A 21425-nucleotide genomic window follows, 5' to 3' on the forward strand; every position below is an offset into this window, starting at 1 on the left:
AGTAAATAATGGCTGAACGTAAACAAGAAATGGCGCTACGTATCAAAGAAGCGCGAGAATGGAAAGGTTTAACCCAAGTCTATATGGCACAGCAGTTAAAAGTGGCTCGCCAAACCTATTTAGATTTAGAAACGGGTAAAACTGAGCCTAAAGTTCGCTTATTGGTGGAAATATCAGAGCTTACAGAAAGACCATTAACGTGGTTTATTTATGGTGATTTAGGGCTTGATATTATTGAGAACGAATACAAAGAAGAAATTGATCAATTGGTGCAGTGTTTTGGTTGTCTACCTCATTCAGCAAGGAAAATGATTTTGCAGCAGAGTATTCAGTTAGCGCAGTTTATGACGGAGTATACGCGTACGATCCCGCGTCGATGATAATATTGCAGAGAAAAAAAGCAGCACTAAGGCTGCTTAATGGTGTCGCTATTGGGCGAGAAAAAACTTATATGCGGGGTTGTCAGTTTCATCATGCCAGTGGTAACCCAGCTTACGTAAATGGCAGGTAAATGATAGCAAGTCATGATCGGCTAATTCAAAGCCACATAAGACTCGGCCATAATCTGCACCATGGTTACGGTAATTAAATAAGCTAATATTCCATTGCCCACCTAAGGTCGATAAGAATTTAGCTAAAGCGCCGGGATATTCAGGAAACTCAAAACTATACAAGCGTTCTTGCAATGGTTTTGATGGTCGGCCACCGATCATATACCGCACATGAACCTTGGCCATTTCATCATCGGATAAATCCATAACGGGATATCCTCCCTGATGTAGATCGGCAATAATTTGATCTAATTCAGGTTGTCCTTGAAGTAAGCGTACTCCAACAAAGACATTGGCTAATTTGCTGTCGTTGTAACGGTAGTTAAACTCGGTGACTGCTCGCCCGCCAATGAGGTGGCAAAATTCAAGAAATGCCCCTGGACGTTCAGGAATAGTAACCGCCAATAACCCTTCACGTTTTTCACTTAACTCACACCGCTCTGAAACATAGCGTAAGCCATGAAAGTTAAGGTTAGCTCCAGATAAAATGGCCCCTAAATGACGCTGCTGCAGTTGCTGTTGTTCGGCATATTTTTTTAAACCGGCAAGTGACAATGCTCCCGAAGGTTCAGCAATGGCACGTGTGTCTTCAAAAATATCTTTTACTGCGGCACAAATTTCATCACTGCTAACTGTGATCACATCATCAAGATATTGTTCACATAAACGGAAAGTTTCATCGCCAATACGTTTTACTGCAACGCCATCGGCAAACATACCCACTTGATCCAGTGTGACGGGTTGTCCTGCATCTAAAGCTGCTTTTAAACAGGCAGAGTCTTCTGCCTCGACACCGATCACTTTAATTTCGGGTAACAATTGTTTAAGTAATACCGACACTCCCGCGGCTAAACCACCACCGCCAACAGGCACAAACACATAGTCAAGGTGACCATTTTGTTGGATCAGTTCAATCCCTATCGTGCCTTGTCCAGCAATGATAGCGGGGTGATCAAACGGTGGAATAAATGTATAACCATGTTGTTGAGCGAGCATTTCCGCATGAGTTTTTGCTTCATCAAAATTATTACCATGCAGGATCACGTTGCCGCCAAAACCACGTACGGCATCAACTTTAATATCCGGTGTGGTACGTGGCATAACAATGGTGGCACTGACCCCTAACTTTTGGCTTGATAGGGCCAACCCCTGTGCATGGTTGCCCGCAGATGCTGCAATGACGCCTGCTTGACGCTGAGGCTCCGTCAGTTGAGTCATCATGTTATAAGCGCCGCGCAGTTTAAAAGAATGCACCGGTTGGCGATCTTCACGTTTGAGCTGAACATGATTACCGATACGCTCACTGAGACGGGTCATGTTTTGTAATGGTGTGACTTGTGCCACCTCATACACGGGGGCGCGTAAGATATTACGCAGATAATCAGCTCCGCTCAGTAAATATTGGTCGCTAGCAAGTTTGACATCGATCATCAGGTTATCCTTCTAGCTTTGATTTATCACGTACGGCGCCTTTGTCAGCACTGGTTGCGAGTAGCGCATAGGCTTTAAGTGCTAATGACACCTGACGTTCGCGATCGACAGGTTTCCAGCCGCGTAATTCAGTTTCTGCACGGCGAGTGGCGAGAGTGGCATCATCAACCAATAAGTTGATACTGCGATTAGGAATATCAATCGCGATCATATCGCCACTATTAATTAAGCCAATAGTACCGCCACTAGCAGCCTCAGGTGACACATGACCAATCGATAATCCCGAGGTGCCGCCAGAGAATCGACCATCAGTGATTAGGGCGCACTCTTTACCCAGCCCCATTGATTTTAAGTAGGTGGTTGGATACAACATTTCTTGCATTCCTGGGCCACCTTTCGGGCCTTCATAGCGGATCACAACCACATCCCCTGCTTTGACTTTGCCACCTAAAATGCCTTCAACTGCAGTATCTTGGCTCTCAAATACCACCGCCGGTCCGGTAAAGGTTAGGCAACTTTCATCAACACCTGCGGTTTTAACGATACAGCCATCAAGCGCCATATTGCCAGATAACACCGCCAATCCACCTTCATCACTAAACGCAAATTCTCGACTACGAATACAGCCATGTTGACGATCATCATCAAGGGTGTCCCAGCGACAGTTTTGTGAAAACGCTTTAGTGGTACGAATGCCAGCAGGACCGGCGCGGAAGAAATCTTTTACTGCTTGAGATTGAGTTTGGACAATATCGTAATGGCGCAGACTTTCGGCAAAGGTTTCACTCAAAATATTATGGCATTGGTTATGGAATAATCCGGCGCGATCAAGTTCTCCTAAAATGGCATAAACGCCACCCGCACGGTGAACATCTTCCATATGGTATTTAGGGGTTGAAGGGGCAACTTTACACAGTTGAGGCACGCGACGTGACATTTGATCAATATCCGCCATGGTGAAATCCACTTCACCTTCTTGAGCGGCGGCCAATAAATGTAAGACGGTATTACTAGAACCACCCATTGCAATATCGAGTGCCATCGCATTTTCAAAAGCTTGTTTATTGGCAATATTACGCGGTAATGCACTGGCGTCATCTTGTTCATAATAACGTTTAGTCAGCGCCACAATGCGTTTGCCAGCATTGATAAATAACTGTTCACGATCCGCATGTGTTGCCAGCATTGAGCCATTACCCGGTTGGCTTAAGCCTAACGCTTCTGTTAAACAGTTCATCGAGTTAGCGGTAAACATTCCTGAACATGAACCACAGGTTGGGCAGGCGGATCGTTCGATCTGCTCACTTTGTTCGTCAGAAACAGAAGGATCCGCACCTTGGATCATCGCATCAACCAAGTCAAGTTTGATCACTTGCTCTGAAAGCTTCGTTTTGCCTGCTTCCATTGGACCGCCAGAAACAAAAATTACCGGAATATTTAACCGCAATGAGGCCATTAACATTCCAGGGGTGATTTTGTCACAGTTAGAGATACACACCATGGCATCGGCGCAATGAGCATTGACCATGTATTCAACTGAATCGGCAATGAGTTCGCGAGATGGCAATGAATACAGCATCCCGCCATGACCCATTGCGATACCGTCATCAACCGCGATGGTATTGAATTCTTTGGCGATGCCTCCTGCTTGCTCAATCTGTTCGGCAACTAACTGTCCCAAATCTTTTAAGTGAACATGACCGGGTACAAATTGAGTAAACGAGTTCACTACCGCAATAATCGGTTTGCCAAAATCTTGATCTTTAACTCCTGTTGCGCGCCATAATGCGCGTGCACCTGCCATATTTCGGCCATGAGTTGTGGTTGCTGAGCGGTACTTAGGCATAACAATAAAATCCTTTTTAGCTCAGCCATCGTCACGATGGCTGACGTCATTAATTAACGCAAACTGTGGCGTATTATTTGGCAGGGTATACGTAGTCTAACCAACCCCATTTATCGTCGGTTTCACCGTTAAAGAGCCCAAAATAATCAGTTTGTAGTTGGTGGGTAATCGGCCCGCGTTTACCTGCTCCAACCGTAATTTTATCCACGCTACGAACAGGAACGATTTCAGCCGCCGTGCCAGTCATGAACACTTCATCGGCTAGGTAAAGGGCTTCTCGAGCGATGTTTTCTTCTCGTACTTCATAGCCTCGTTCTTTGGCGAGTACCATGATGGTATCGCGAGTAATACCCGGTAAGATTGCACTGGTGGTTGGTGGGGTTGAAAGTACGCTATTACGCACTACAAAAATATTTTCGCCTGCGCCTTCTGAAAGATAACCATCAACACTTAAAGCTATGCCTTCGGCATACCCGTGGCGACGGGCTTCACTGCCAACAAGCAGTGATGATAAGTAGTTACCGCCAGCTTTAGCTGCGGTTGGAATGGTATTAGGCGCGGCGCGGTTCCAGCTCGAAATCATCGCATCGACGCCATTTTCTAATGCTTGTTCACCTAAATATGAACCCCATGGGAAAGCGGCAACAATCAGATCCATGATGGTATCAACCGGAGGACAGACGCCTAAACCAACATTACCCACATAACCTAATGGGCGAATATAGGCTGAATTAAGTTTGTTGACGCGAATGGTTTCACGGCAAATTTCCATCAGTTGATCACAGCTATAAGGAATCGGAAAGCGATAGATTTTGGCGGAATTAAGCAAGCGTTGCATGTGTTCAGAGTGGCGAAAAACTGCCGGTCCTTGTGGTGTGTCATAACAACGAATACCTTCAAAAACAGAGGTGCCATAATGCATTGCATGGGTAAGAACGTGAACATTGGCTTCTGCCCAAGGTACGATGTTACCGTTAAACCAAATAAAATCAGCGGTGTTTGCCATGGTGAATTCCCTTTTTAAATTTAATCCAAATTTTCGATTTGTGAGGTCGTAACGGTGGTTACATCCCAGAGTTTTTCTATTTGATTGATCAGAATGCTAATCGGGCGATCACTATCAACAATAATTTCTATCGCGGCGATATTACTATGATGATTTTGGGTCGCATCCACTTTCTTGATCACAAATCCACGATGGCGAATGACCCGTAAAATACGTTCAAGTAATACCGGTTTATCGTTCGCTTTAATGGTAATTAAATATCTATCCATGATTTATGTGTTCTCCAGCATATCCTGATTTGCCGCACCTGGTGGCACCAGTGGCCATACATTTTGTTCTTCATCAATAACCACATGTAACAAATAGGCACTACTGCTTGCTAGCATTTCAGCTAATGCGGGAGCAACTTCTTCTTTACGAGTAATGGTTTTACCTGGAATATCAAATGCACGCGCGAGCATTACAAAATCAGGATTATCATCCAAAATTGTTTCACTGTGGCGACCATCAAAAAACAGTGATTGCCATTGACGTACCATGCCTAAACGTTGGTTATTAATCAGCACCATTTTGACTGGAATTTGGCGGCGTTTAAGGGTGCCAAGTTCTTGTACGTTCATCATAAATGAACCATCACCCGAGATTAATATCGACTGAGAATCTGGGCGTGCAACACTGGCTCCCATCGCTGCAGGTAAGCCAAAACCCATAGTGCCAAGTCCAGCCGAGGTAATGTAATTTTGAGGTTCACGTGGTTGAATGTGCTGTGCTGCCCACATTTGATGTTGGCCAACATCGGTCGAAACGATGCTGTTATTTGGCATCATGTCTGATAGTTGTTTGAGCAGTAAAGGCGCATAAATTAACTCTCCTGGGTGGTCATAACGCCATTTACCGATCTGGCGTAGATGTTCACTATGAGTTAACCAGCGGCTGATATCTTGCCCAAGTTCAAGTTGCGGCAAAATAACATTAATGTCCCCGCGTAAAGATGCATTAGCATGACGCAGTTTATTAAATTCTGCGGCATCAATATCAAGGTGGATCACCTTGGCGTGAGGGGCAAAGGTATCCAATTTGCCGGTAACACGATCATCAAATCGTGCGCCAACAACGATTAATAAATCAGACTCTTGTACGATTAAATTTGCTGCTTTAGTCCCATGCATTCCCAACATACCAAGGTAATGTGGATCATGACGGGCGACTGAGCCTAAGCCTTTAAGAGTACTGACTGACGGCATAGGATTAAGGGTTAAAAATTGACGCAGTGTCGCGGTTGCTTGGGCTATTTGTACTCCACCACCGACATACAGCACGGGTCGCTGACATTGTGCCAATAATTGTTGCGCCATCTCGATAGCGGCAGTTGTCGCTATTGGTAACGGGGGCGGAATTACTGTTGGAAGTACCATTGTTGGTGCTGTTGCCAGTTGCACATCTTTGGCGATATCAACAATAACGGGCCCAGGACGGCCACTTTGGGCAACCACAAAAGCTTCCGCTAATGTGGGGGCGAGCTCGTTAATATCAGTCACTAAATAACTGTGCTTAGTACATGACAGTGACATGCCAATCACATCCATTTCTTGAAAAGCATCAGTCCCTATGTGCGAGCTTGCCACTTGACCGGTAATGGCGACTAATGGCACTGAATCCATTAAAGCGTCAGCTAATCCTGTGACTAGATTGGTTGCACCCGGCCCTGATGTTGCCATGCAGACCGCAACACTTTGGGTCGCCCGTGCCATGCCAATAGCTGCCATCGCAGCCCCTTGTTCATGGCGACATAAAATGTGCTCCACTCCACCATCATAAAGTGCATCATAGATGGGCATGATGGCGCCGCCCGGATAGCCAAAGATGGTTGTTATTCCCTGCTGTTGCAGCGCTTGTACGACTAACTCTGCCCCTGTCATCGCTGCTCCTTGCGTATGTAACTAAAATCAAATCAATGCTGATTACGATTTAAATTTGCTGATTTAAAAAAGCCCCCGAACTTTTCAGTGCGGGGGCTTTACTGTGTTTTGGTCGCATTAACGTACGCCTACACATCCCCTGCGCGGTGAAATAATCACCACGACGACGTTAATAATGAGTACGAGGGATGTTGCGATTGTATGCATAATTGTCCAACTTTTATTGTTTAGTTGTTGCTATACATAAGTGGTAACACAGATCTTCGTCACATGACAAGCAAAAAATTTGGTTTTATAAGTAATTTCGCAGCATTAATGGGGCTTTGATGTAACACCTTCGATAAATTTCATTAACCCCATGGTGTAAATTACCAGTCAGTGGAGTCATCAATGACACTTGCTATTGTTCATAGTCGCGCTTGTGTGGGCGTGGAAGCCCCACCAGTAACAGTTGAGGTCCATTTAAGTAATGGAATGCCCAGTTTCACACTGGTTGGTTTACCAGAAACTACCGTAAAAGAAGCTAAAGATCGTGTACGAAGCGCGATTATCAATGCTCAATTTGAATTTCCATCACGGCGAATTACAGTCAATTTAGCCCCTGCTGATTTACCCAAAGAAGGTGGACGGTTTGACTTACCGATTGCGCTTGGCATTTTAGCGGCATCAGGGCAAATTCCTTCTGATAAATTAGCGCAGTATGAGTTTATTGGTGAATTAGCATTATCGGGTGATTTACGGGCTGTTAAAGGTGCATTACCGGCGGCATTGGCTGCATTAAAAGCCAAGCGGTGTTTAATTGTGCCTGACCATAATGGTGATCAAGTGGCGTTAGTGGCGCAAAAACAACATAAATCAGCCCCTAGTTTGTTAGCTGTATGTGGTTTTTTGTGTGGTCAGCAACAGTTACAGTTATATCTTCAACCGCATGTGATAACGCCTGCAACTACGAATGAACAACGTGATATGCAAGATATTATTGGTCAACAACAAGGAAAACGCGCTTTAGAAATAGCTGCCGCGGGAAGTCATAATTTATTGCTACTTGGTCCACCAGGCACAGGAAAAACTATGTTGGCTTCTCGTTTACGGGATTTATTACCACCAATGACCCACGAAGAAGCCATTGAAACCGCCGCGGTAGCTTCTTTGACTCAGCAATCATTGCATCAAGGTAATTGGCTTAACCGCCCTTTTCGTACACCGCACCATTCAAGTTCAATGGCAGCCCTTGTAGGTGGGGGCTCAGTGCCTAAACCGGGTGAAATTTCACTCGCGCACAATGGGCTATTATTTTTAGATGAAATGCCTGAATTTGAGAGAAAAGTGCTAGATTCATTGCGTGAGCCGTTAGAGTCAGGACAAATTGTAATTTCACGAGCAACGGCAAAAACGACCTTTCCCGCTCGGTTTCAATTAATAGGTGCATTAAACCCTAGCCCGACAGGGTATTACGAAGGCAACCAATCTCGAACTAACCCGCAAGCTATTTTACGTTATTTAAGCCGTTTATCGGGACCATTGCTAGATCGGTTTGATATGTCATTAGAAATTCCCGCATTGCCCCGTGGCACACTAACCACTGGAGGTGATCGTGGAGAACCGAGTTCAGTTATTAAGGCGCGAGTTGATCAGGCTCGTGAGCGCATGCTGGCCCGTTGTGGCAAGGTAAATGCCTTACTTTCGACCCGTGAATTAGATAAATATTGCGGATTATCGTTTAAAGACGCCGAGTTTTTAGAAAATGCATTGCATCAACTTGGATTATCGATTCGTGCTTATCATCGTATTATTAAGGTTGCGCGTACGATTGCAGATTTGGCCGAGCAGGATCAGATTCAGCGTTCACATCTAGCTGAAGCATTAGGGTATCGAGCGATGGATAGATTGTTGAAACAACTTAGCAGTCAGGTCATTTAAAGGAATAACAAAGAGGCTAATTAAAAGCCTCTTTGTTAAAGGCAACCGTTGTAAGCTTCGTGGAATTACTTCTTGAGTAAAAAGTTAACTAATTCAAAATATTCGTCAGCTGATTTAATTTTGCCCGTTTGAACTAAGTATTTATTATTAACCACTACCGCAGGTACACCCGTTAAGCCTGCATCTTCAAAGGCTTTATCAAACCGGCTAACCATTGAGTTAACCGCGAAGCTGTTGAATGCACCATCAAACTCAGCGGCAGGTATACCTTCATCAATAAAAATCTGACGAACTTCTGCTTCGTTTTTTGGTGGTTGATTAAGGGTATGAATACGGTTAAATAATACCGGCACCATTTTATCACTAACGTTTAATACTACCGCCGTTGCAAATGCTTTACTCATGACTTTACCCATTGGGCCGCCCATAAATGACACGTGCATTTTCTGAAGTTTAGCGTTGTCTGGTAGCTTGGTTTTTAATTCACGCATCATTGGCTCAAATTGAAAACAATGTGGGCAATACAATGAGAAAAATTCAGTCACAACAGGGGTTGTTGATTGTGGTTGATCTAATACCTTGTAGTAGTCGCCTTCCGTAAATTTGGCTGCGTGAACAGAAAAAGACAATAAAGCAGCGCTGACTAGCGCAAGTAAGTTCTTCATCATTTTGGGGTTCCTGATTATCCGTGTCGTTAATTAGATATTAGCTGAGTATAATAATTAATAATGTTATTTTATAGTCAATTACCATTGAGGCATAAGCTGTAATGGTGATTCATTAAGGCTGAAAATCTGTTCTTTAAAGGCCAAAACTTGGCCTTCCCAATATTTTGCATCGCCAAACCATGGAAAAGCTCGTGGAAATGCTGGATCTTGCCAGCGCTTTGCTAACCACGCCATATAGTGCACCATTCTTAACGCACGTAAAGGTTCGATTAACTTTAGCTGGCGTGGGTCAAAATCGGCAAATTCATTATAAGCTTCAACTATTGTATCAAGTTGTGCGAGTTGATCGTGACGTTCACCATTAAGCATCATCCATAAATCTTGAATGGCAGGGCCGTTACGAGCATCATCTAAATCGACAAACATTGGTCCATCACGCCATAAAATATTGCCAGGATGACAATCACCATGTAGGCGCAAAGCCGGCCAATCAGTTGACCAATGGCTTTCAATTTCTGTAATTAAGCGATCAAGATCGGCAAAAAAACTGTGTTTTAGGTAATCAGGAATAAAATCGCTATTAGCCAAAATTTGGCGTGGTTGATAAACGTATTCCTCTAAGCCTAATGTTGGACGATGGACAAAGGGTTGGCGTTTACCGACTTGATGAATACGACCTAAAAAGCGTCCTACCCACTCTAATTGATCAAAGTTATCGACTTCAAATTGACGCCCACCGACACTTGGAAAAACAGCAAACCGATAGCCATTATAGTGATGTAGCGTGTTGCCATTGATAGCGATAGGCGCTGCGACTGGAATATCTTGTTGTTCAAGTTCAAGCGTAAACTGATGTTCTTCATCAATTTGGTCATCGCTCCATCGTGCGGGGCGGTAGAACTTAGTCACATAACGTTGACCATCTTCAGCTTTAAATTGATAGACGCGATTCTCATAACTATTAAGTGCCAATAAACCGGACTCAGCATGTACTTCGACACTATCGAGTGCATCGAGCAGTACATCTGGGCTGAGATCTGCAAAACTAAAACTTTGTTTTTCCATGACTGAATCCTGAATCTGGCTTGGAAGAGTGGTTTAGCTTAACCGCGAATAGAATTAAAACAAATTAAACATGATGGTGATGGCGGAAGAGAAGGATTTTTAGCTATAAAAAAAGCCAGTTAGTCATAACTGGCTCCATAAATAATCGAGTAGGATTAGTGACTATTTGATAATACCGCGCGCACGTAAAATAGCGGTTTTAAAATCGTTTTCGCAATCTTTAGCAAGACCAGGAATCATGGCGTCTTTATCACTATTGCGCATTTTTAAATGGTAAATTAAGACATCATCAGTCAGTGATTCTAGTGGACCTTGGTATTTTGCTTCTGCTGCTAATTTTAGTAAGAACTCAACTAAGTTAAGATCAGGATCTTTTTTCCACTCAGGGTGCAGTAATTCAATCAGTTCATTAACGCGATGGGTTTTCATTGTTAACTCCGTAGCTTGGGCTGAATCAATCGTTATACGATTGTATTATCATTATTTTAGTGTGGATAAATTATAACAAACCCTGCTCGGTTACAATGAATGTCTTATGCCAAAATATTGTTAATAAAAAAGCAGCCAAAGCTGCTTAATATTAGGGTTAACGTTGTTGCTGTTGACTGTTAATCAGTTCAGGCAATATTTGTTGCTGATCTAATTGTGCATCGGCGCTGGTTAAATGCACGTCAGTCGTGAGCGATTTTTTCGCATTAACCTTAAAATGTGGAGCGTGGGAAGTGGCACGTAAACGTGATGGGCTACGTGGGGTACTTGCATACCTGACGGGGGATGCTGGGCGCATATGTCACCTATTGTCAGGCTCATCCATGGCCAAAAAATTAAAAATATTTCTGAAGGGAAAACTCCCTGCTGGGTAGAACCCATCCACCAGAATATTGCTTGGTTATTAATCAAATCGCGCTGAGGATAGCAACCAGATAATTAAAAGTCGAGCATAAAATGAGCAATAAAATGCTAATATCTAATTATTACGTTGTTTATATAGTAACTATTGCAATAATTGCCCCCTTGATGCACCGTGTCGTTCGATCTTTATCGAAATAAAGGTTACGGCAGTAGCGAGCATTTAGGATTACACTAATTTAGCGCTAGTGAGTAGTACAACAGAAGCCTTGGGAGAGGATCTATGGATCAGCAGCAGCAACGTATTGTTGCCAATCGTAACTTATCTTACCGATTAGCAGAGTCTATTGGTCGTCGTATCTTAATTGGTGATCCTGCCCCTGGCGGTATTTTACCGGGCGAAGTTGAGTTAGGCGAAATGTATGGTGTGAGCCGTACTGCCGTTCGTGAAGCTATAAAAATGTTAGCCGCGAAAGGCATGGTATTGCCTCGTCCTCGTATTGGTACGCGAGTAATGCCAAAGAAAAATTGGAATTATCTTGATCAAGATTTATTGGCTTGGTTAGATTTTGATTCGGACTCACAGTTGATCATGGAGTATCAAAAAGTCCGGTTAACATTAGAGCCTGAAGCGGCGGCATTGGCCGCTGAACATGCAACAGCAGAAGATCGACTGGAGTTCGAACTGCTGATGCAGCAAATGCACCAAATGAAAGACAATTTTGATCAAGAGCGTTGGATTGAGATTGATACCCGCTTTCATCAATTGGTTTATTTTTCTTCAGGAAATCATTTTATTAGCCCATTTGGAAACTTGTTCAAAGCGGTGTTTGAAAATTATTTTAGAGTCGTAACCCGCGAGCAAGTGATGAAGCTTGATGTCCATCAGCGGATTGTTGATGGTATTTTAGAGCATGATCCAGACGCTGCCCGTCAAGCAACGTTAGAGCTATTGCAATAATCAATAAATGACACTACGGAGCCAAATGGCTCCTTTTTTTTATCAATTTCAAAACTGGCACAAATTGACCAACAAAAGGTTGCTTAATTTAAGCTTACAAGTGTAAGCTGAAAAGCAGTAGTTAGTGAATTAAGTGTCTTTTGGGATATATAAACCATGAATAATGTGATCAAACGTGAGCTAGGTTATTCAACAGCGGAAGAAGTCGCGAATAGTGTCAGTCACGGTCTCGGACTGTTGTTTTCAGTGTTTGGTCTGTATTTATTGCTAGATAAAGCCTTTTCATTGCAAGCTGATACATTAAGTATTGTCAGTTATATTGTTTATGGCGTGAGTATGATTTTATTGTATCTCGCCTCAACCTTATACCACGCCATTCCAAGTACCGCGGCTAAAAAACCATTAAAGATCTTTGACCATTGTGCGATTTATTTATTAATCGCTGGTACCTATACCCCGTTTCTATTAATTGCCTTGCGTACACCTCTAGCACTGGGATTAATGGCTATATTATGGGTATTGGCACTGCTGGGTATTGTGGCTAAAATTATTTTTATCCATCGTTTTAAAAAACTGTCGCTATGGATGTATCTAGCGATGGGATGGGCTTCAGTGATTGTGATTTATCAGTTAGCGATATCATTAGCGCCCGGTGGATTAATATTATTGGCGCTTGGTGGTGTGATTTACTCTTTAGGAGTGGTGTTTTACGTTAATAAACGCATTCCGTATAATCATGCTATTTGGCATTTATTTGTTTTAGGTGGCTCAATTTGTCATTTTTGTGCGATTTATTTTTATATTAAACCGTAACTAACCACGGTAGATTTATCCCTAAAAAAAGAGAGCGCTATGCGCTCTCTTGTTGTTTTTGAGTCTTATTAAAGCGTGATTAATCACGCCAAAAGGCAGGAGCAAAAACCACTAATACGGTTAATATTTCCAAGCGTCCCATCAGCATGCCTAAACTTAAGGTCCATTTTGATAAATCCGGTAAGCTGGCAAAGTTACCTGTTGGGCCGATCACGGTACCCATACCAGGACCGACGTTAGCCACTGCGGTTACTGCACCGGTAATACTGGTGACCGGATCTAAGCCTTGTAATGCTAATACTGCGGCAATCACAATAATGGTCATGATAAAAGTAAACACTAATGCCACTACTGAACGCACGATATCATCGGTGACTGGACGACCGTTATAGCGTTGAATGAACAGGGCCGATGGGTGAATAGATTGCATGATATGTTTACGTAAAAGTGCAAATGCAATTTGGAAGCGGAAAATTTTAATACCGCCACTGGTTGAACCTGAGCAAGCACCAACCAGTAATGTGAACGCAAAAATAATTGTCGGTAATGGCCCCCAAGCAGTAAAGTCACCTAGACCAAAGCCGGTTGTGGTAACCACTGAGATAATATTAAAAAAGGATAATCTCATCGCATCAAGGACGGAATAACCTTTATTAAAGATCAGACAACCCGCAACAATCAAACTCGCCACCACCACAAATAAGGTATATCCCTTAACTTGAGCATCCCCCAACAAGGTGCGAGGATGACGCTTTCTTAATGCTTGAACAAACAATAAGAACGGTAGTCCGCCAGCAAACATAAAGAAGGTTGCTACCCATTGTGCACTGTGTGAAAAGTGGTTCATTGAACCATCAGAGGTTGAATAACCGCCCGTTGAAAGTGTCGTAAAAGCGTGGTTAATCGCATCAAAGGTGTTCATGCCAGCGAGCATAAACGCAATGATACACAGCACGGTTAATATCAAATATACATTGATAATATTTTTAGCGACACTTTTGGTACGGGGGGAACTTTTATCTGACCAGTCTGATGATTCGGTTTGAAAGAGTCGCATACCACCGACGTTAAGCATCGGTAAAATAGCCACCCCCATCACAATAAATCCGACCCCACCAAGCCATTGCAACGTCGAACGCCACAGTAAAATACTGGGTGCCATTTGATCGAGGCCGCTTAATACTGTTGAACCTGTGGTGGTGATGCCTGACATGGTTTCAAAATATGCATCAGTAAAACTGATGTGATTAATAAACACAAACGGCAGCGCAGCAAACGCACTGGCAACCGTCCACACCAGCGTGGTGATCAGGAACATATCCCGCACACTAAGCTTAAATTCGTCAGTTTTCCCGTAAGATAGCAACAAGAACGCCACGGAGTGAGTAATCAGCACTGCCGCTGCGAAATCCATGAAACCTTCGGTGCCAGTAAAAAAGGCCACCAAAGTGGGTACATACATAAACAGGGCTATTTTAGATAGCACCAGTCCGAGTACAAATAATATTGGACGTAAATTAACCATAAGCTGTTACAGAAAGAAAGGGCTCGGTTGGAAAAGACGTTCAACGTCAGGAATATATTTCTTATCAACTAAGAACATAACTACGTGGTCATTTTGCTCAATCATGGTGCGATCGTGGGCAATAAGAACCTCTTCTCCACGAACAACTGCGCCAATGGTTGTACCGGGTGGCAGTTTGATTTCACTGATGGCACGGCCAACTACTTTTGACGTACTGGCGTCACCATGGGCAATCGCCTCAATGGCTTCAGCTGCACCACGACGTAGCGATGATACGTTAACGATATCAGCTTTACGAACATGGGTTAGTAATGCAGAAATGGTTGCTTGTTGGGGGGAAATCGCAATATCAATGGTGCCACCTTGGACTAAATCAACATACGCACCACGTTGAATCAACACCATTACTTTTTTCGCGCCTAAGCGCTTAGCCAACATGGCTGACATGATATTGGCTTCATCATCATTGGTAACGGCAATAAACACATCAATCTGTTCGATATGTTCTTCACTAAGTAATTCTTGATCTGACGCGTCACCACAGAAGACGATGGTGTCTTGCAACATTTCCGATAGGTTTTCGGCACGTTGTTGATTATGCTCGATTAATTTAACACTGTAGTTTTGTTCTAAGCGGCGAGCTAAACCTGCACCAACATTACCACCACCAACAATCATTAACCTTTTATAGGGTTTCTCTAATCGTTGTAGTTCACTCATTACTGAACGGATATGGTTACTTGCTGCGACAAAGAACACTTCATCGTCAGCTTCTATAATGGTGGTACCTTGGGGGCGAATTGGCTGACCCTGACGGAATATGGCTGCTACGCGAGTATCAATGTGCGGCATGTGCTCGCGCAGTGCTGATAATGCGTTACCCACCAGTGGGCCACCGTAATAGGCTTTCACTGCCACTAAGCCGACTTTTTCTTCAGCAAAGCTCACCACTTGTAATGCCCCTGGATATTCGATTAAACGTTCAATGTAATCGGTAACCAATTCTTCTGGCGCAATAAGGTGATCAACAGGAACCGCGTCAGATTGAAATAATTGTTCTTTTTCACGTAAGTATTCTGGTGAACGAATACGAGCAACACGGTTAGGGGTGTTAAATAATGAAAACGCAATTTGGCATGCGATCATGTTAGTTTCGTCAGAGTTGGTTACTGCAACTAACATATCAGCATCTTGCGCGCCGGCATCACGAAGTGTTTGCGGGTGGCTCGCAAAGCCTTGAACAACACGCAGGTCGTATTTATCTTGCAGTTCACGAAGACGTTCTGGGTTCTTATCAACGATAGTTATATCGTTATTCTCGCCAACAAGGTTTTCAGCAAGAGTGCCGCCAACTTGTCCAGCACCGAGAATGATGATTTTCATAGCCTATGCCTGATGAAGTAATGCCAACTAACAGTCACTGTGCCATAAAATCGACAGTAAGTGGCGTATAAAAGAGACTAAAAAGCGGAATCTTGAAGCCAAGTTCCGCTATTATTAGTAATTTATCTTAGTTTGCTTTGGTTAATACTGCATAGTAAAAACCATCCATCGCCTCTTCGCCGGGTAAAATTTGGCGGCCAGGAGAGGCAGGATCGCTATCGATTAAGGCTGCGTCAGCAGTACGGCTTAAGAATGCTTTTACTTGATCGCAGTTTTCTTGCGGTGTGATTGAACACGTTGCATAAACCAAAGTACCGCCTGGTTTTAACTGTAACCACATAGCATCAAAAATCTCAGCCTGTAGCAATGCTAATGCTGCGATATCTTCGCCTCGACGTAACCATTTAATATCAGGATGACGACGAATAACGCCCGTTGCAGAACAAGGTGCATCCAGCAAAATGCGATCAAATTTTTCGCCATGCCACCATTGCTCAGGATAACGTGCATCAGCACATAATACTTGTGCGGTCAGATGTAAACGTTCAAGATTTTCATGCACACGTTTAAGACGATTCTCATCACAGTCAATCGCCACCACTTGTGTCGATGGTACGCGTTCCATGATATGAACTGTTTTACCACCAGGCGCGGCACAACAATCAAGAATCAATTCGCCGGGTTGTGGTTTAAGGTAATCCACAGCAAGTTGTGCTGCAGCATCTTGTACTGAAACCCAACCATCACTAAAACCGGGTAATTTAGTGACATCACACGGTGAAATTAAACGCAATGCGTCTGCTGCTTGTGGGTGCAATTCGGTTGCAATACCTTCTGCATCCAATAATGCACGGTAAGTGTCACGATCATGATGGTGACTGTTTACTCGTAACCACATTGGCGCTTTAGTGTTATTAGCTTCACAGATGGCGGCGTAGTCATCAGGGTAGCTGGCTTTAAGTAATTTTAATAACCAACTTGGATGGCCATATTTACCTGCGTCGTGACTAACCGCTTGTTCATCTAACGCTTCTTTTTGACGTTGGTAACTACGTAAAATGGCGTTAATTAACCCACGTAATTGCGGTTTTTTAAGGGTTTTTGTGGCATCGACTGTTTCAGCGACTGCGGCATGAGCAGGAATACGCATATAACCTAATTGATATAAACCAACTAAGATTAGGTGATGGAAAACACGTTGTTTACCTGTCAGCGGCTTCTCCATTAATGCTTGAGTGATTGACTCTAATCGAGGTAGCCAGCGTAATACGCCGTAGCAGATTTCCTGCAATAAAGCATGATCACGTTCTCTAATATTCTGCTGCGCTAACGGTAGCGCGGCAGACAATGACTGCCCTTGATCGACGACCTGATATATTACTTTGGCCGCAGCGGCTCTTACATTCATAGCTGTTTCCTGAACGCCGTTGATGCTGGCGATACGTGGTTAATCTGAAAAAGAAAAGCCAGTGACTTAACCCTGGCCTTGGTGTTTAAAGTTGGTTACCGACTTGGAACCATTCTCGACGTGAATTTAATAAATCCGCGACTGACATGGCTTTTTTACCAGGAGGCTGCAGTGACAATAAACGCAATGCACCAGTTGTTGTTGCGACTACGATACCGTGTTTATCTGCCGCTAAAATCGTACCCGGTAGTTGACCTTGATTGTCTTCTTCTACACTGGTTTGCCATACTTTGATAGTTTGCTCAGCAACAGTGAAATGGCTCATTGGCCATGGGTTGAAAGCTCGCACACAACGCTCAATAGCTGCTGCGTCCATAGTCCAATCAATTTGTGCTTCTTCTTTGCTTAATTTCTTGGCGTAGTTTGCTTGACCGTCATCTTGTTTGGTCGCAACCGCAGTGCCATTGGCAATCGTTGTTAAACACTCAATCAATGCACTTGGGCCAAGGTTTGCTAATTTTTCATACATAGTGGCACTGGTATCGGTTGCCGTGATGGGTAACGTTGCGACTTGTAGCATGTCACCCGTATCAAGGCCGATATCCATTTGCATGATAGTGACGCCAGTCTCGCTATCACCTGCCCAAATTGAACGTTGAATAGGTGCTGCGCCACGCCAGCGTGGCAAAATTGAACCATGAACATTAATACAACCGAGTGGGGGTGTATCAAGTACTTCTTGAGGCAATAATAAACCGTAAGCAACAACAACCATGATATCGGCTTCAATAGCTGCCAGTTGTTGTTGAGCTTCAAGGTTACGCAGCGAGGCTGGTTGTAACACTGGAATATCGTGTTCTACGGCGATATTTTTCACCGGGCTTGCAGTGAGTTTTTTACCGCGACCCGCTGGGCGATCGGGTTGGGTGTAAACCGCAACAACTTGATGCTGTGAAGACAATAACGCCGCCAAATGACGGGCGGCGAAGTCAGGCGTACCTGCAAAAATAATGCGTAATGGTTTACTCAAGATAACCTCGAATGGTGATGTTGTTAGATAGAACGTTTTAGTTTTTCTAATTTGCTTTTAATGCGTTGACGCTTGAGTGGCGATAGGTAATCAACAAATAGCTTACCAGCAAGGTGATCTAATTCGTGTTGAATGCAAATAGCAAGTAGGTCTTCTGCTTCAAAGGTCAGCGGGTTGCCGTCACGATCCAATGCGGAAACAGTGATGGTTGCTGCGCGAGGAACAAAACCTCGAGCACTTGGTACTGAAAGACACCCTTCTTCAATGCCTTCATCGCCATGAGCTGCCGTAATTTCAGGGTTGATTAGCACCATTGGTTGATCACGTTGCTCAGAAACATCGATAACCACGATTTGTTGATGAATATCGACTTGAGTTGCAGCAAGGCCGATACCTTCTTCTTCATACATGGTTTCAAGCATGTCATCAATGATCTGCTGAATTTGTGGCGTGATCGCCGCAACGGGCTTGGCTACAGTACGTAGACGGTCATCTGGAAAGATTAAAACTGGCAATAGCGACATAAGGGCTCGAATTCGTTAACGGTTACTAGAAAGATACAGCGTTGTTGGTCTAATTCTAGTCATTTTAGCACTCAAATAACAGTACCGAATGCGCGTGGCGAGGGTTAACCGAAATTAGAGTCATGAAATAAAGACCACTTTTCGCTAAAAAATTAATGTTAGCTCTTAGCAAAGTTCAGGCTTTGTCGATGTAACAGTGGTTATCAAATCGTGATATAAGCCGAAAAGCGCTTGGCAGTGATAGTTAAACAGTCGACATATCAAATAGCTAATGCCAATCTTTGCCAATATGAGTGATTATTTTATTATCGCTAGGTCGCAACTTGTGCAATCGAAGGAACGGATCACATGAGGCAATGGGTTATTATCGCGAGTTTTATTCTTTTTATGCCGTCGTTGGTTGCCGCGCCACAACCACAGCTAAAAAATAGTCATCCTGAAATTTATGTGGTTAAAAAAGGGGATACGTTATGGGATATTTCGGCTGTATTCTTGAATAACCCTTGGTCATGGCCGCAGTTATGGCAAAAAAACAGCTATATAAAAAACCCGCATTTAATTTATCCTGGCGATCGCTTACACCTTATTTGGGTTGACGGTAAACCGCAGTTAAGCCTTAAAAAACAACTTAAATTGTCACCAGAGATGCGCGTAGTACGCCAGCCTATTACTTCGTTGCCTGGTTATTTAATGTTGGCGTATGTGGCTCAAGATAAATTGATCAGTGCTGATGCGGTGACAACCCAACCGCAAATTCTGGGAACCAGTGAAGAGCGCGGCTATCTTTCTGTTGGTGATGTGCTGTGGGCTGATCAGTCATTGGTTCCGACCAGTCAGTGGCGAGTATATCGCTTAGAACAAGATTTTGATCGTGACGACAGTGCTAATGAAACGGCTAACTCTGCCATTAAAGCGACTATATCAACCTTGAAAGAGATTGCAGATGTCACTGTTATTGCAAGTGATGGTGAGATGAGTCAGTTGAAAGTGGATGACTTTCAGCAAGAAATTATTCCCAATGATATTTTATTACCTTTATTAGGCATTGATGGTCAAGCGGATCTGTCATTTTCGCCAACTACGCCGCCCGCGTCGTTATCTGCGACCGTGTTAGGCCAAATAAGTGGCTACAGTTATATTTCAAATTATGATGTGGTGGTATTGGATCGTGGTCATCTTGATGGCATGGTTGCAGGACAAGTGTTTGAGTTGTTTAAGCAAGGGGCTCAGGTACAAGGTAAAAAAGGTCAATATCATTATAAAAATAGCACCTTATTAACGGAGAGTACCCAACTTGGCACCATCGCTGTTGCACAAGCGATGGTATTACGTCCTTATGAGTATTTTAGTTTGGCGGTGGTGCTTAATAATCAGCAACCGTTTAAACCTGGCGTGGTTGCTCAAGCCCCACGTTTGTAATGGTTATGACAGAAACTGAGCTTATTGCATGGTTACAACTTGCGGCTGTCCCTTCATTAGGTGGCAGCCGCATTCAGCGCTTGCTTACTTATGCGACGCCGTCGCAATTGGTAACAATGACAACTGAGCAATTACAGCAATGTGGTTTAACGACGAAACAAATACAGGCGTTTTTGCACCCCAATCCATCGCGGTTACAGTTAGCATTACAATGGCAACAAGTTCCGCACCAGCACATTTTGACCCTCGACTCCCCCCATTATCCTCATTTATTAAAACAAATTTCCTCTCCCCCCCCATTATTATTTGTTCGTGGCGATCTTTGTTGTCTCGGTGCGCCACAAATTGCGGTGATTGGTAGTCGGTCGGCATCGATCGATGGTCGTGAATCGGCGTTCCATTTTTCAAAAGCATTAGCGACTAATAATTATGTCGTGACCAGTGGTTTAGCGTTAGGGATTGATGGTCAAGCACATCAAGGTGCGTTGCAGGCGGGAGGGTTAACCATTGCCGTATTAGGTTCTGGGCTTGATCAAATTTATCCTGCGCGACACCGTTCTTTGGCTGCCAGTATTGCAGAGCAAGGGGCGTTGGTGTCCGAGTTTTGGCCTGATGAGCAACCTCGCCCGCAAAATTTTCCACGACGTAATCGCATCATTAGCGGCTTATCTACGGGAGTGTTGGTGATTGAAGCCGCGCAAAAAAGTGGATCATTGATAACAGCACGTTATGCGTTAGAACAAGGACGAGAGGTTTTTGCGTTGCCCGGTTCGATTCATAACCCTGCCAGCCGTGGCTGTAATGCGCTGATTAAATCAGGTGCTAAACTGGTAGAAAGTCCGGCTGATATTTACGAAGAGGTAGGAAGTCTGACAGAATGTGCAATAAGTAATCAAATAGGTGTGCCTTTAGCAACGAAGGAAAATGAAGAATTGCCATTTCCCGCACTGTTGGCTAACGTAGGCACCGAAGCAACACCCGTAGATGTCGTTGCTGAACGCTGTAAACAACCCATCCACCAAATTTTACCGCAATTATTAGAATTAGAACTGTCTGGTTGGGTGACTGCAGTGCCCGGTGGTTATATCAGAACGAGGAGGGGCTAGT

General features: G+C 43.8%; 20 protein-coding genes. 6 read left to right on the forward strand and 14 right to left on the reverse strand.

What is annotated here, in order from left to right; genetic code table 11:
- Positions 1 to 8 precede the first annotated feature (8 nt).
- Positions 9 to 380 (forward strand): helix-turn-helix transcriptional regulator, encoded by a 372-nt coding sequence (locus tag CZ809_RS18820; protein WP_080159068.1) that lies wholly within the window; start codon positions 9 to 11, stop codon positions 378 to 380.
- Between the two features lie 48 nt (positions 381 to 428).
- On the opposite strand, the gene ilvA is transcribed toward CZ809_RS18820, so the two are convergent.
- From ilvA to ilvG, 5 genes are all read right to left on the reverse strand, one after another.
- Complete coding sequence (gene ilvA, locus CZ809_RS18825; protein ID WP_080159069.1) at positions 429 to 1982, reverse strand: threonine ammonia-lyase, biosynthetic; 1554 nt, start codon at positions 1980 to 1982, stop codon at positions 429 to 431.
- 4 nt (positions 1983 to 1986) lie between these two features.
- A complete protein-coding gene (gene ilvD, locus CZ809_RS18830; protein ID WP_080159070.1) occupies positions 1987 to 3828 on the reverse strand; it encodes a dihydroxy-acid dehydratase in 1842 nt (613 codons plus the stop codon).
- Positions 3829 to 3901: 73 nt separating this feature from the next.
- A complete protein-coding gene (gene ilvE, locus CZ809_RS18835) occupies positions 3902 to 4834 on the reverse strand; it encodes a branched-chain-amino-acid transaminase (protein ID WP_080159071.1) in 933 nt (310 codons plus the stop codon).
- Positions 4835 to 4854: 20 nt separating this feature from the next.
- Positions 4855 to 5103: an acetolactate synthase 2 small subunit gene (gene ilvM / locus CZ809_RS18840; RefSeq protein WP_080159072.1), complete on the reverse strand. Its 249-nt coding sequence runs from the start codon at positions 5101 to 5103 to the stop codon at positions 4855 to 4857.
- A 3-nt stretch (positions 5104 to 5106) separates the two neighbouring features.
- The gene (ilvG, locus tag CZ809_RS18845; protein WP_080159073.1) at positions 5107 to 6753 is read right to left on the reverse strand and encodes an acetolactate synthase 2 catalytic subunit; all 1647 of its coding nucleotides are present in this window, start codon (positions 6751 to 6753) and stop codon (positions 5107 to 5109) included.
- A 390-nt stretch (positions 6754 to 7143) separates the two neighbouring features.
- On the opposite strand from ilvG, the gene CZ809_RS18850 reads away from it, so the two are divergent.
- Positions 7144 to 8673, forward strand: coding sequence for a YifB family Mg chelatase-like AAA ATPase (locus CZ809_RS18850; protein ID WP_080159074.1), 1530 nt, complete (start codon positions 7144 to 7146; stop codon positions 8671 to 8673).
- A gap of 65 nt (positions 8674 to 8738) precedes the next feature.
- Here CZ809_RS18850 and CZ809_RS18855 read toward each other — a convergent pair whose 3' ends face one another.
- From CZ809_RS18855 to CZ809_RS18870, 4 genes are all read right to left on the reverse strand, one after another.
- A complete protein-coding gene (locus CZ809_RS18855) occupies positions 8739 to 9341 on the reverse strand; it encodes a thiol:disulfide interchange protein DsbA/DsbL (RefSeq protein ID WP_080159075.1) in 603 nt (200 codons plus the stop codon).
- Positions 9342 to 9419: 78 nt separating this feature from the next.
- Positions 9420 to 10406, reverse strand: coding sequence for a serine/threonine protein kinase (locus CZ809_RS18860; protein WP_080159076.1), 987 nt, complete (start codon positions 10404 to 10406; stop codon positions 9420 to 9422).
- Between the two features lie 162 nt (positions 10407 to 10568).
- Positions 10569 to 10835: a YihD family protein gene (locus CZ809_RS18865; protein ID WP_080159077.1), complete on the reverse strand. Its 267-nt coding sequence runs from the start codon at positions 10833 to 10835 to the stop codon at positions 10569 to 10571.
- 157 nt (positions 10836 to 10992) lie between these two features.
- Positions 10993 to 11193, reverse strand: a complete 201-nt coding sequence (locus CZ809_RS18870; protein ID WP_080159078.1) for a hypothetical protein — start codon at positions 11191 to 11193, stop codon at positions 10993 to 10995.
- A 345-nt stretch (positions 11194 to 11538) separates the two neighbouring features.
- Between CZ809_RS18870 and CZ809_RS18875 the strand changes: the two genes are divergently transcribed.
- A complete protein-coding gene (locus CZ809_RS18875) occupies positions 11539 to 12216 on the forward strand; it encodes a FadR/GntR family transcriptional regulator (RefSeq protein WP_080159079.1) in 678 nt (225 codons plus the stop codon).
- 156 nt (positions 12217 to 12372) lie between these two features.
- Positions 12373 to 13029: a PAQR family membrane homeostasis protein TrhA gene (gene trhA, locus CZ809_RS18880; RefSeq protein ID WP_080159080.1), complete on the forward strand. Its 657-nt coding sequence runs from the start codon at positions 12373 to 12375 to the stop codon at positions 13027 to 13029.
- Between the two features lie 79 nt (positions 13030 to 13108).
- On the opposite strand, the gene CZ809_RS18885 is transcribed toward trhA, so the two are convergent.
- The 5 genes from CZ809_RS18885 to def form a co-directional block, all read right to left on the reverse strand.
- Positions 13109 to 14554, reverse strand: a complete 1446-nt coding sequence (locus tag CZ809_RS18885; protein ID WP_080159081.1) for a TrkH family potassium uptake protein — start codon at positions 14552 to 14554, stop codon at positions 13109 to 13111.
- A 6-nt stretch (positions 14555 to 14560) separates the two neighbouring features.
- Positions 14561 to 15937 (reverse strand): Trk system potassium transporter TrkA, encoded by a 1377-nt coding sequence (gene trkA / locus CZ809_RS18890; RefSeq protein WP_036789046.1) that lies wholly within the window; start codon positions 15935 to 15937, stop codon positions 14561 to 14563.
- Between the two features lie 127 nt (positions 15938 to 16064).
- A complete protein-coding gene (gene rsmB / locus CZ809_RS18895) occupies positions 16065 to 17345 on the reverse strand; it encodes a 16S rRNA (cytosine(967)-C(5))-methyltransferase RsmB (protein ID WP_080159082.1) in 1281 nt (426 codons plus the stop codon).
- Positions 17346 to 17430: 85 nt separating this feature from the next.
- On the reverse strand, positions 17431 to 18375 hold the full coding sequence (fmt, locus tag CZ809_RS18900) for a methionyl-tRNA formyltransferase (protein ID WP_080159083.1): 945 nt from the start codon (positions 18373 to 18375) through the stop codon (positions 17431 to 17433).
- Positions 18376 to 18398: 23 nt separating this feature from the next.
- Positions 18399 to 18899 (reverse strand): peptide deformylase, encoded by a 501-nt coding sequence (gene def / locus CZ809_RS18905; protein ID WP_080159084.1) that lies wholly within the window; start codon positions 18897 to 18899, stop codon positions 18399 to 18401.
- A gap of 348 nt (positions 18900 to 19247) precedes the next feature.
- Here def and CZ809_RS18910 point away from each other — a divergent pair, with 348 nt between their 5' ends.
- Positions 19248 to 20318, forward strand: coding sequence for a LysM peptidoglycan-binding domain-containing protein (locus tag CZ809_RS18910; protein WP_080159085.1), 1071 nt, complete (start codon positions 19248 to 19250; stop codon positions 20316 to 20318).
- Positions 20318 to 21424, forward strand: a complete 1107-nt coding sequence (gene dprA / locus CZ809_RS18915) for a DNA-processing protein DprA (RefSeq protein WP_369926264.1) — start codon at positions 20318 to 20320, stop codon at positions 21422 to 21424. Before CZ809_RS18910 ends, dprA begins: the two co-directional genes overlap by 1 nt.
- The last annotated feature ends 1 nt before the right edge of the window (position 21425 follow it).

Origin of the sequence: Photobacterium piscicola (assembly GCF_900166965.1) — a bacterium.
Classification (GTDB): Bacteria; Pseudomonadota; Gammaproteobacteria; order Enterobacterales; family Vibrionaceae; genus Photobacterium; species Photobacterium piscicola.

Coding starts and splice junctions, on each gene's coding strand:
- ilvG (WP_080159073.1), bottom strand. CDS start 6,753: ATGACAGGGGCAGAGTTAGTCGTACAAGCGCTGCAACAGCAGGGAATA.
- ilvD (WP_080159070.1), bottom strand. CDS start 3,828: ATGCCTAAGTACCGCTCAGCAACCACAACTCATGGCCGAAATATGGCA.
- CZ809_RS18860 (WP_080159076.1), bottom strand. CDS start 10,406: ATGGAAAAACAAAGTTTTAGTTTTGCAGATCTCAGCCCAGATGTACTG.
- CZ809_RS18820 (WP_080159068.1), top strand. CDS start 9: ATGGCTGAACGTAAACAAGAAATGGCGCTACGTATCAAAGAAGCGCGA.
- dprA (WP_369926264.1), top strand. CDS start 20,318: ATGGTTATGACAGAAACTGAGCTTATTGCATGGTTACAACTTGCGGCT.
- def (WP_080159084.1), bottom strand. CDS start 18,899: ATGTCGCTATTGCCAGTTTTAATCTTTCCAGATGACCGTCTACGTACT.
- CZ809_RS18870 (WP_080159078.1), bottom strand. CDS start 11,193: ATGCGCCCAGCATCCCCCGTCAGGTATGCAAGTACCCCACGTAGCCCA.
- CZ809_RS18850 (WP_080159074.1), top strand. CDS start 7,144: ATGACACTTGCTATTGTTCATAGTCGCGCTTGTGTGGGCGTGGAAGCC.
- trkA (WP_036789046.1), bottom strand. CDS start 15,937: ATGAAAATCATCATTCTCGGTGCTGGACAAGTTGGCGGCACTCTTGCT.
- ilvA (WP_080159069.1), bottom strand. CDS start 1,982: ATGATCGATGTCAAACTTGCTAGCGACCAATATTTACTGAGCGGAGCT.
- CZ809_RS18910 (WP_080159085.1), top strand. CDS start 19,248: ATGAGGCAATGGGTTATTATCGCGAGTTTTATTCTTTTTATGCCGTCG.
- CZ809_RS18855 (WP_080159075.1), bottom strand. CDS start 9,341: ATGATGAAGAACTTACTTGCGCTAGTCAGCGCTGCTTTATTGTCTTTT.
- CZ809_RS18885 (WP_080159081.1), bottom strand. CDS start 14,554: ATGGTTAATTTACGTCCAATATTATTTGTACTCGGACTGGTGCTATCT.
- CZ809_RS18865 (WP_080159077.1), bottom strand. CDS start 10,835: ATGAAAACCCATCGCGTTAATGAACTGATTGAATTACTGCACCCTGAG.
- trhA (WP_080159080.1), top strand. CDS start 12,373: ATGAATAATGTGATCAAACGTGAGCTAGGTTATTCAACAGCGGAAGAA.
- ilvE (WP_080159071.1), bottom strand. CDS start 4,834: ATGGCAAACACCGCTGATTTTATTTGGTTTAACGGTAACATCGTACCT.
- rsmB (WP_080159082.1), bottom strand. CDS start 17,345: ATGAATGTAAGAGCCGCTGCGGCCAAAGTAATATATCAGGTCGTCGAT.
- ilvM (WP_080159072.1), bottom strand. CDS start 5,103: ATGGATAGATATTTAATTACCATTAAAGCGAACGATAAACCGGTATTA.
- CZ809_RS18875 (WP_080159079.1), top strand. CDS start 11,539: ATGGATCAGCAGCAGCAACGTATTGTTGCCAATCGTAACTTATCTTAC.